The 8,095-nt window shown below is 62.1% G+C and carries 6 protein-coding genes; all 6 read right to left on the minus strand.

The window, feature by feature from the left end; genetic code table 11:
* Positions 1 to 77 precede the first annotated feature (77 nt).
* Positions 78 to 935 carry a formyltetrahydrofolate deformylase gene (gene purU / locus HT737_RS13060; RefSeq protein ID WP_008086918.1) on the minus strand — a complete coding sequence of 286 codons (858 nt, stop codon included), beginning with the start codon at positions 933 to 935 and terminating at the stop codon, positions 78 to 80.
* 212 nt (positions 936 to 1,147) lie between these two features.
* Positions 1,148 to 1,780: a sarcosine oxidase subunit gamma gene (locus HT737_RS13065; protein WP_034155013.1), complete on the minus strand. Its 633-nt coding sequence runs from the start codon at positions 1,778 to 1,780 to the stop codon at positions 1,148 to 1,150.
* Positions 1,781 to 1,960: 180 nt separating this feature from the next.
* A complete protein-coding gene (locus HT737_RS13070; RefSeq protein WP_182402789.1) occupies positions 1,961 to 4,978 on the minus strand; it encodes a sarcosine oxidase subunit alpha in 3,018 nt (1,005 codons plus the stop codon).
* Positions 4,975 to 5,304: a sarcosine oxidase subunit delta gene (locus HT737_RS13075; protein ID WP_003228964.1), complete on the minus strand. Its 330-nt coding sequence runs from the start codon at positions 5,302 to 5,304 to the stop codon at positions 4,975 to 4,977. The genes HT737_RS13070 and HT737_RS13075 overlap by 4 nt, the downstream gene beginning before the upstream one ends.
* 14 nt (positions 5,305 to 5,318) lie before the next feature.
* Entirely contained in the window at positions 5,319 to 6,569 is a 1,251-nt protein-coding gene (locus HT737_RS13080; protein WP_003206307.1) for a sarcosine oxidase subunit beta, read from the minus strand.
* A 20-nt stretch (positions 6,570 to 6,589) separates the two neighbouring features.
* A complete protein-coding gene (gene glyA / locus HT737_RS13085; RefSeq protein WP_041069902.1) occupies positions 6,590 to 7,843 on the minus strand; it encodes a serine hydroxymethyltransferase in 1,254 nt (417 codons plus the stop codon).
* Positions 7,844 to 8,095 lie beyond the last annotated feature (252 nt).

Below are 8,095 nucleotides of genomic sequence, written 5' to 3' on the forward strand. Positions count from 1 at the left end.
ACGGGTTTTCGGGGTGGAACTCAAAAATTGTGTACGACACAAATCCCTGTGGGAGCTGGCTTGCCAGCGATGGCGATCTAAAGAACAACGGTTCTGTTAGCGTTCAAAAACACCCGTCTTTCGATGTGATAACCCACGGCCCGGGCCAGGGTCAGGCCCTCGATATCACGGCCCTTGGCGATCAAATCTTCCGGGTAATGACTGTGATCCACGGCCTCGACACCCTGGGCGATGATCGGCCCTTCGTCGAGGTCGTTGTTGATGTAATGCGCCGTGGCGCCGACCAGTTTCACGCCCTTGTTGTAGGCCTGGTGATACGGCTTGGCACCCTTGAACCCCGGCAGCAACGAGTGATGGATGTTGATCGCCTTGCCATCGAGCTTGCGGCACAACTCCGGTGACAGCACCTGCATGTAGCGGGCGAGGATCACCAGTTCGGCGCCGGACTCTTCGATCACCTGCCACACCTGACGCTCCTGCGACGGCTTGTCGTTGGGGTCGAGGGGGAAATGGTAGTAGGGAATCTGGTGCCAGTCGGCCAACGGCTTGAGGTCCGGATGGTTGGACACCACCGCCGCCACGTCCATCGACAACTGGCCGATGCGCTGGCGGTAGAGCAAATCGTTGAGGCAGTGATCGGCCTTGGAGACCATGATCACCACTTTCGGCCGGTAGTTCGGCGCAGTCAGCTCGAAGATCATGCCAAACGCCTGACCACGCTCGGCGAGGCCGGCGCGGAAGGACTGTTCGTCGAAGCCGTCGGGCTGACGGAATTCCACGCGAATGAAGAAGCGACCCGAGAGCCGGTCATCGAACGAATGGTGCTCGGTGACGTAGCAACCCTGCTCGAACAGAAAACGCGTCACCGCGTCCACCGTGCCAAGCACGCTGGGGCAGTCGGCGGTCAGAATCCATGTGTCTGGGGCGCGGCTCATGGTGCGGTGACTCCTGTTTCAACATCTGTGAGCAGAGTGAACTCTGTGGCTATGCTGAACTGCTTGTGGCGAGGGGATTTATCCCCGATCGGCTGCGAAGCAGTCGCAAAACCTGTGTACGGGAACTGACAGATAAACCGCAGCGACTGGTCTGGGGCGGCTTCGCCGCCCATCGGGGATGAATCCCCTCACCACAAAGCAGTCACAGCAGGTCAGGCCTGCACGCTGAGGCCGTACTCGGCCGAAGCATCCTGCAACCACAACCACCAGTAATCCGAGAAGCTGCGGCGGATCAGCAGTTCCCAGGTGTCTTCAGCGGTGTGGCGAATCATCAGTTGCGACTTGGCGAACACCGTGCCCACTGCTTTGCCGACCGGGAAGTTGTTCGGGTGCACGTCGTAACTCGTGGATTTCATCAGCACCTGACGCACGTTCGGCCCGCTCAGTTCGAGCACTTGCTGGCCGCCGCTGACGTTGACGATCGCGATGTGCAGGTCGCCCAGCGCTTCGCGCAGTTTCTGTTCGGCGGCGAATTCTTCACCGCTTGGCACGATCAGCAGCCACTCGTCCGGGCCCATCCATTGCAGGCTGGTTTCGCCTTTGACGATCACGCTCAGGGCGCCGGGCAACTCAATGCCGAGGGCCTTGTGCACGCCGGCGGCGAACGCGGCATCGTGACCATCGCCACGAATCGTCAGGTGACCGAGGAGTTTCTTTTCACGCACGATGACGCCGGCGTTCTTGCGCCCCTTGCCGACCAGGCTGGCGAGGTCGGCATGGTGCAGCGACGACTCGGCACGGGCACCGGTGGTCGGGCGTTGTTGGTAAACATTGGCTGTGGTCATAAAGCACCTATCTCAATTCTGTTGGTCCGGTCCTTGTGGTGGCTGCACTGCCGCCTTCGCGAGCAAGCTCGCTCCCACAGGGGACTGATGCCTGACACAAATTCCATTAACAACCCGAAACCTGTGGGAGCGAGCTTGCTCGCGAAGGCGATATCCGCCACACCACAGGGTTCGAAGCTGTCAGATGTTCTGCCGATCCCCCTTCGGATCGAAGAACACCGAAGAAACGATCTCTGCCTCGATCACGCTGCCATCGGCCAGCGGTGCAAACACCCGCTCGCCCATGCGCTTCAGACCGCCCTTGACCACACCCATGGCAAACGAATAACCGAGGGAGTTGTGCGCGTAGCTGGAGGTCACGTGGCCGACCATGGTCATCGGGATCGCCTGCTTGGTGTTGAACACCAGTTGCGCGCCTTCCGGCAGCCAGACATTCGGGTCGATCGGCTTCAGGCCCACCAGTTGCTTACGCTGATCCTTCACGCAGTCTTCACGGTTCATGCCGCGCTGGCCGATCCACGAGAACGGTTTGGTGCGACCGACGCACCAGCCCATGTTCAGGTCGTCCGGAGTCATCGAGCCGTCGGTGTCCTGACCGACGATGATGAAACCCTTCTCGGCGCGCAGGACGTGCATGGTTTCAGTGCCGTACGGGGTCAGGTTGTACTGCTTGCCGGCTTCGACGATTTTCTCCAGCACGCCCATTGCATAGTCGGCCTGGACGTTGACTTCGTACGACAGTTCACCGGTAAACGAGATACGGAACACCCGCGCCGGCACACCGCCAACCAGACCTTCTTTCCAGGTCATGAACGGGAACGCTTCGTTGGCCAGATCGATGTCGGTCACGGCACTGAGCAGCTTGCGGCTGTTCGGCCCGGACAGGGTCATGGTCGCCCAGTGGTCGGTGACCGAGGTGAAGTACACCTTCATCTCCGGCCATTCGGTCTGGTGGTACAACTCCAGCCATTGCAGCACACGAGCCGCGCCGCCAGTGGTGGTGGTCATGACGAAATGGTTGTCGGCCAGACACGCCGTCACACCGTCGTCGAAGACCATGCCGTCTTCTTTGCACATCAGACCGTAACGTGCCTTGCCCACGTCGAGCTTGGTCCAGGCGTTGGTGTACACGCGGTTGAGGAACTCGCGGGCATCCGGGCCTTGGATGTCGATCTTGCCCAGGGTCGAAGCGTCGAGCAGGCCGACGCTGTCGCGCACGGCTTTGCATTCGCGCTTCACCGCCGCGTGCATGTCTTCGCCGTTCTTCGGGAAATACCATGGACGCTTCCACTGACCGACGTCTTCGAACTCGGCGCCGTTTTTCAGGTGCCATTGATGCAGCGCGGTGTAGCGCACCGGCTCGAAGATGTGCCCACAGTGACGACCGGCCACGGCGCCGAAGGTTACCGGCGTGTAGTTCGGGCGGAACATCGTGGTGCCCATCTGCGGGATGGTCACGTTCAGCGAACGGGCGGCGATGGCCAGACCGTTGACGTTGCCGAGCTTACCCTGATCGGTGCCGAAGCCCAGCGCGGTGTAGCGCTTGACGTGTTCGACCGACTCGAAACCTTCGCGGGTCGCCAGTTCGATGGCGGCAGCGGTGACGTCGTTCTGCAGGTCGACGAATTGCTTCGGCGCACGCGAGGTGCCCTTCTCGTGCGGCACCTGGAACAGCGCCAGGGTCGCTTCTTCGAGACGGCTCAGGGCTTTTGGCAGCGTGCCTTCGACCACACCGAAACCGGCTTCACTGGCCGCGCGTGCGCCACCTTCGAAACCATCGGCCAGCGAATCACCGAGGCCGTAAACGCCGTTGATGCCGCCGACGCACACACGCTTCTGCGGTGCTTCGCCCGGAACGAAACCGAGGATGTCTTCGCGCCAGACCGGCTTGCCACCGAGGTGCGAAGCCAGGTGCACCACCGGGCTGTAACCGCCGGAACTGGCGATCACGTCGCAGTCGAGCCATTCGCCCGGGCTGGTCACGGTGTGCGCTTTGACGTCAATCGCGGCAACGCGGGCTGCGGTGACGCGCTTGCTGCCACGGGCCTCGATCACGGCGCTGCCGGTGAGGATGCGAATGCCTTTGGCGCGGGCCTCTTCCACCAGCGCACCACGCGGATTGCTGCGGGCGTCGGCGATGGCGACCACTTGCAGGCTAGCGTCGAGCCAGTCCAGCGCCACGCGGTAGGCGTGATCGTTGTTGGTGGTCAGCACCAGCTTCTTGCCCGGTGCCACGCCGTAACGGCGCACGTAAGTCGAGACCGCACCGGCAAGCATGTTGCCCGGCACGTCGTTGTTGCCGTAGACCAGCGGACGCTCGTGGGCACCGGTCGCCAGCACCACACGCTTGGCGCGAACACGGTGAATGCGCTGACGCACCTGACCGATTGGCGCGCGGTCGCCGAGGTGATCGGTGAGGCGTTCGTGAATGGTCAGGAAGTTGTGGTCGTGGTAACCGTTAACGGTGGCGCGCGGCAACAGCAGCACGTCCGGAGTGTTCTTCAATTCAGCGATGACGCTGGACACCCACTCCATCGCCGGTTTGCCGTCGAGGCTTTCGCGCGAATCCAGCAGGCTGCCGCCGAACTCTTCCTGCTCATCGGCGAGAATCACCCGCGCACCACTGCGTGCAGCCGCCAGGGCAGCCGCCAGACCGGCAGGGCCGGCGCCGACGATCAGCACGTCGCAGTGCTGGTTCATGTAGTCGTAGGTGTCCGGATCGACTTCGGTCGGCGAACGGCCGAGCCCGGCCGCCTTGCGAATGTACTTCTCGTAGGTCATCCAGAACGATTGCGGATACATGAAGGTTTTGTAGTAGAAACCCGGCGGCATCAGCTTGCCGCCGACCTTGCCGAGAATGCCCATCATGTCGTTGTTGACGCTCGGCCAGCCGTTGGTGCTGGTGGCGACCAGGCCTTGGTACAGCGCCTGTTGCGTGGCGCGCACGTTGGGGATCTGCGTGGCTTCGGTGGCACCGATCTGCAGCACGGCGTTCGGCTCTTCGGCACCGGCGGCGAAGATCCCGCGGGGGCGCGAATACTTGAAGCTGCGGCCGATGATGTCGACGCCGTTGGCGATCAGTGCCGAGGCCAGCGAGTCGCCCTCGAAGCCTTTGTAGCTCTGACCGTTGAAGGTGAAGCTCAGCACTTTGTTGCGGTCGATCCGTCCACCGTTGGACAGGCGATTGGTCTGGCTCATACCTTCTCTCCCAGCGCCGTCGTGGCTGTTTTTGCCGTATCAGCCTTGTCGGTGAATTGCGGCTTGGTGCCGATCTTGTAGGTTTCGAGAATCTCGTAGGTCACGGTGTCGCGAGTGACGTTGAAGTACTGGCGGCAACCGGCGACGTGATCCCACAGCTCGTGGTGCAGACCGCGCGGGTTGTCGCGGAAAAACATGTAGTCGCCCCACTCTTCATCGGTGCAGGCGTTCGGATCCAGCGGACGCGGAATATGCGCCTGACCGGATGCGTGGAATTCCTCTTCGGAGCGCAGTTCGCCGCAGTGAGGACAGAAGATATGCAACATGGGAATTTCTCCTGTTAGTGGGCGACGGCAGCAGCGCCGTGTTCGTCGATGAGTGCGCCGTTGTGGAAACGGTCGATGGAAAACGGTGCTGCCAATGGGTGCATTTCACCCTTGGCCAGACTCGCGGCAAACACGTTGCCCGAGCCAGGTGTGGCCTTGAAGCCGCCGGTGCCCCAACCGCAGTTGAAGAACATGTTCGGTACCGGGGTTTTCGAAATGATCGGGCAAGCGTCCGGCGTGGTGTCGACGATGCCGCCCCACTGGCGGTTCATGCGCACCCGCGACAGCACCGGGAACATCTCGACGATGGCCTGGATGGTGTGCTCGATCACCGGGTACGAACCGCGCTGGCCGTAGCCGTTGTAGCCGTCGATACCGGCGCCGATCACCAGGTCGCCCTTGTCCGACTGGCTGATGTAGCCGTGCACCGCGTTGGACATGATCACGCTGTCGATAATCGGTTTGATCGGCTCGGACACCAGCGCCTGCAGCGGGTGGGATTCGATCGGCAGACGGAAACCGGCCAGCTTGGCCATGTGTCCGGAGTTGCCGGCGGTGACCACGCCGACACGCTTGGCACCGATGAAACCCTTGTTGGTTTCAACGCCGATGCACACGCCGTTTTCCTTGCGGAAACCGATCACTTCGGTCTGCTGGATCAAGTCCACGCCCAAGGCGTCGGCGGCACGGGCAAAGCCCCAGGCCACGGCATCGTGACGGGCAACGCCGCCACGACGTTGAACGGTCGCGCCCATCACCGGGTAGCGGGTGTTTTTCGAGCAGTCGAGGTACGGGATCTCGTCCGCCACTTGCTTGGCGTTGAGCAGTTCGCCGTCGACGCCGTTGAGGCGGTTGGCGCTGACCCGACGCTCGGAATCACGGATGTCCTGCAGGGTGTGGCACAGGTTGTAGACGCCGCGTTGGGAGAACATCACGTTGTAGTTCAGGTCCTGGGACAGGCCTTCCCACAGTTTCATCGCGTGTTCGTACAGGTGCGCCGACTCGTCCCACAGGTAGTTGGAGCGAACGATGGTGGTGTTGCGCGCGGTGTTGCCACCGCCCAGCCAGCCCTTCTCGACCACGGCCACGTTGGTGATGCCGTGTTCCTTGGCCAGGTAGTAGGCGGTCGCCAGACCGTGCCCGCCACCGCCGACGATGACCACGTCGTAGACCTTCTTCGGCGTTGGCGTGCGCCACATGCGCTGCCAGTTCTCGTGGTGGCTGAGGGAGTGTTTGAAGAGGCCGAAGCCCGAATAGCGTTGCATAGTCATTTACTCCAAACCGCTCAGCGATAAACCGGGTAGTCGGCGCACAGAGCCGCGACGTTCTTGGCCACATTCGCTTCAACGTCGGCGTCACCGAGGTTGTCGAGGATGTCGCAGATCCAGCCGGCCAGCGCTTCGCACTGGGCGACCTTGAAGCCACGCGTGGTGACGGCCGGGGTGCCGATGCGCAGGCCCGAGGTCACGAACGGCGACTGCGGGTCGTTCGGCACGGCGTTCTTGTTGACGGTGATGTGCGCGCGGCCAAGGGCGGCGTCAGCATCTTTGCCGGTCAGGCCCTGACGGATCAGGCTGACCAGGAACAGGTGGTTGTCGGTACCGCCGGACACTACATCGTAGCCACGTTTGATAAACACGCTGGCCATGGCCTTGGCGTTATCGATCACTTGTTGCTGATAGGCCTTGAAGCCGGGCTCCAGCGCTTCCTTGAAGCACACCGCTTTACCGGCGATGACGTGCATCAGCGGGCCGCCCTGGGCGCCGGGGAATACCGCGGCGTTGAGCTTTTTCTCGATCTCTTCGTTGGACTTGGCCAGGATCAGCCCGCCACGTGGACCGCGCAGGGTCTTGTGGGTGGTGGTGGTGACCACGTCGGCGTAAGGCAGCGGGTTCGGGTACAGGCCAGCAGCGACCAGACCGGCGACGTGGGCCATGTCGACGAACAGCAGCGCGCCCACTTTGTCGGCAATCTGGCGGAAGCGCGGGAAATCCAGTGTTTTCGAGTAGGCGGAGAACCCGGCAACGATCATCTTCGGTTTGCACTCGACGGCCAGACGCTCGACTTCGTCGTAATCGATCAGCCCGGTGTCGGTGTTGATCCCGTACTGCACCGCGTTGTAGAGCTTGCCCGAGGACGAGACTTTCGCGCCGTGGGTCAGGTGACCGCCATGAGCGAGGCTCATACCGAGAATGGTGTCGCCCGGCTGGATCAGTGCCAGATACACGGCGCTGTTGGCCGAGGAACCGGAGTGCGGCTGGACGTTGGCGTAATCGGCGCCGAACAGCTGCTTGGCGCGTTCGATGGCCAGCGCTTCGACTTTATCCACATGCTCGCAGCCACCGTAGTAGCGCTTGCCCGGATAACCTTCGGCGTATTTGTTGGTCAGGCCGCTGCCCTGCGCTTGCATCACGCGTTTGCTGGTGTAGTTCTCCGACGCGATCAGCTCGATGTGATCTTCCTGACGTTGCTCCTCGGCATTCATCGCCGCCAGCAGTGCATCGTCGTAACCCTGGATCTGGTCTTGCTTGCTGAACATCGCGTCTCTCCCAGCGGCGTCGGTGCGCCATTTCGTCTTGGTCAGGCACGCGGCTTGCGGAGGTGCCCTTTGATGCGATGGTATGGCCGGCGCAGACAGCCCAGATGCCTACGGACGCCACACAAAGGTGCGTTTACGACATGGCTCGAAATGACCGATTGAATTCGTGGAGATCCCCTGTGGGAGCGAGCCTGCTCGCGAAGAGGCCGGCACATCCGACATGGAAGTTGGCTGACAGACCGCCTTCGCGAG

The sequence above is a fragment of the Pseudomonas sp. MD195_PC81_125 genome, from assembly GCF_014060985.1.
GTDB lineage: Bacteria > Pseudomonadota > Gammaproteobacteria > Pseudomonadales > Pseudomonadaceae > Aquipseudomonas > Aquipseudomonas parakoreensis.

Excerpts from the sequence above, each read along its gene's own strand:
- purU (WP_008086918.1), bottom strand. The coding sequence starts at position 935 with ATGAGCCGCGCCCCAGACACATGGATTCTGACCGCCGACTGCCCCAGC.
- HT737_RS13065 (WP_034155013.1), bottom strand. The coding sequence starts at position 1,780 with ATGACCACAGCCAATGTTTACCAACAACGCCCGACCACCGGTGCCCGT.
- HT737_RS13070 (WP_182402789.1), bottom strand. The coding sequence starts at position 4,978 with ATGAGCCAGACCAATCGCCTGTCCAACGGTGGACGGATCGACCGCAAC.
- HT737_RS13075 (WP_003228964.1), bottom strand. The coding sequence starts at position 5,304 with ATGTTGCATATCTTCTGTCCTCACTGCGGCGAACTGCGCTCCGAAGAG.
- HT737_RS13080 (WP_003206307.1), bottom strand. The coding sequence starts at position 6,569 with ATGCAACGCTATTCGGGCTTCGGCCTCTTCAAACACTCCCTCAGCCAC.
- glyA (WP_041069902.1), bottom strand. The coding sequence starts at position 7,843 with ATGTTCAGCAAGCAAGACCAGATCCAGGGTTACGACGATGCACTGCTG.